The 2,007-nt window shown below is 32.2% G+C and carries 1 protein-coding gene; it reads right to left on the bottom strand.

The window, feature by feature from the left end:
* Positions 1-2,007 (bottom strand): ATP-binding cassette domain-containing protein (locus AC1DTM_RS24115; RefSeq protein ID WP_477001070.1); only part of this gene is annotated, 2,007 nt, incomplete at both ends.

The following is a 2,007-nucleotide window of genomic DNA, read 5'->3' as shown; positions in this document are numbered from 1 at the left end:
GAATGGTAATACATTTTGTAATACCATTTCATAGTTTGAAAAGCTTGCTTGCTCTAGTTCAAACATTTTCAGTGCAACTTGTGTTTCTCTAGGTAGTAACGAAACGTCTTCTGTTAGAATCATCTCGTCACCTAAAATGGATTTCAATTTAACTAGTGCAGGTAAATCACCTACTATTTTTAATACTTCTTCAAGCGGCTGATTGATAATTTCACGAATATCTTTATCTCCAAACTTAAGCGATTTATGGTGGTTTAATACAGTCCCCTCACAAATTGGACATGTCATCATTTCTTTAGAAGCTTTAATATCTTCTTTAATAGCTGCTTTGGAAATGACAATATACCCACCAATAATCGTATTAAATCCTACCCATGTTCTACGTGTCTTTCCTTTCTTATCATAAAAGGACTTATCAAAATAGCCGTCCCAAAATGTATGTTTCTCTTCCTCAGACATATCATTATAGCTCTTTGACAAATCATGACCTAGCTCATTTTTAATTTCTTCAAATAGAAATTCTATTTTTTCATATTGATAAAACTTTAATACTTTCATGATTTCMGGATAGAATAGACCATCCCAAAATGGAATGTTTTTATCTTGAATTACAATTTCCTTATCAAAGATTTCTATCTTAAGACGTCCTGAACATGATGGGCAATGATTATCCTGAGAATAGAAATCGAAACTTCTCGTATCTTTATTAGTCGGATGAGCAGCTACAATATGATTGATCAATCCACCAATCTCATATAAAAAACTATATTGACTATACAAATGTCTTTCGAGATCAATAGCAACAACAGGTGCAATTGTATCAGATTCGTATTCACCGTAAATTAAACGAGCCATTGATGATAAGCTTTTTAATATGCCACCCTTATAGATGTTTTCTGCATTTTTAAAATAATCAATATGATTTTCTTCTAAGTAATTAATTCCATTTTGTTGATTCAGTGTTGAAGAAATATGTATTTGCTCAGCATTATTCACACTGCTTTTTTGACGATAATACTCATCATGACTCACAACATCAAGATGTTCTACAGATGCATGTTGTCTTTTACCAAAATCAATGATGAAATCAGAGTTTTCTAACATATAGGCATTATGTTCAATCATTACGATAGAGACTGATTCATCTTGTAAAATCCCCCTGACACTATCAATGAATTGATTTAATATATTTTGTGATAAACCTTTTGAAGGCTCGTCAAAAATAAATAGTGTATGTGGATTTCTTGATTTTGCAAATAACTCCGAAACTAAATGAACGCATTGAAACTCACCAGTTGATAATGTTTGTGTTTTCCGTTCTAATGTCAAATAGCCAAGTCCAAGTTTGATTAATAGGCTCAAGCGTTTATAAGCGATATCTTCATTAGGAAGTTCATCAATGATATCCTCAATCGAACGTTCAAAAATGTAATCAATACCTTCACTATATTTAGTAAGTTTCTTTTTAATATCAAGAAAAGTCGCAACGGTTGACCGACTTGTAATTGATTGGTTTCGATCTTGTCCTACCATTACTAGTTTATCTTTTGGATATMGTTTCAGGAAATCTTTAGATATACATTCATTAACAAGTGTTGATTTACCACATCCTGATTCACCTGTAACCGTTACAAGTCTATTTTTAGGAATCTGAAATTCAGTCATTTGGATGTTACGGCAATATAAATCATGGAATGCATAATATTCTGTTGGTATTTCATGATTTATTCCCCAAATTATTGGCTCTGGCCTTGGTGATTCTTCAACAATTGTTCCGCCATATTTCCCGCTACCTGGCCCAAAGAACAATTGCTCATCAGTTGTATCAAGTACTGTGTCTGAATGATCAATAAGCCAAATTTGATTCTTACATCCTAATTGTTCAATCTCTTCTAAAATTTTTAATAGTGTTTTATGATCAAGCCCTACTGAAATTTCATCAATAATAACTACRGTATTTTCACTTACTGCCATAAATTCTGCCAAGTACAGTCGTGTAATTTCTCC

The sequence above is a fragment of the Bacillus sp. P4_D3 genome, assembly GCF_056401855.1.
This window is presented reverse-complemented; position numbering and strand designations above follow the sequence as displayed.